1 pseudogene is annotated in these 366 nt (G+C 69.7%); it reads left to right on the top strand.

The features are described from left to right. Positions 1-366: pseudogene (locus AX685_RS12110) on the top strand (iron permease); the annotation flags it as partial.

Here is a 366-nt window from a genome sequence, read left to right as displayed (position 1 = left end):
AACAGGCTCCCGGCTCGCTCGCGGTCGCCCGCGCCAAACTCGCCGAAAGCGTGGCGGCTGCGCGGCGCGGCGATGCGCGCATGGCGAAAGAGCTGGCGCTGTCGGCCTATCTCGATGGGTTCGAGCCGATCGAGCCAACACTCACCGCGCGCGACGCGACGCTGATGGGTCGAATCGAGGGCGCGATGGGGGAGTTCCGCGCCTCGATCGACCGGGGCGCGTCGCCCGATGATCTCGCGGAGAAGGTCGCAGTACTGGGCGGCCTTTTCGACGATGCGGAAGCGGCGCTCGCGCCTGATGCCGCCACCGAAGCGTCCACGTTCCTGGGCGCGTTCACGATCCTGCTGCGTGAAGGGCTCGAAGCCC

The organism is Sphingomonas sp. CCH9-F2, from assembly GCF_001556735.1.
Classification (GTDB): Bacteria; Pseudomonadota; Alphaproteobacteria; order Sphingomonadales; family Sphingomonadaceae; genus Sphingomonas; species Sphingomonas ginsenosidimutans.
The sequence above is the reverse complement of the archived record's forward strand: the minus strand, read 5'-3'. Positions and strand labels throughout refer to the sequence as shown.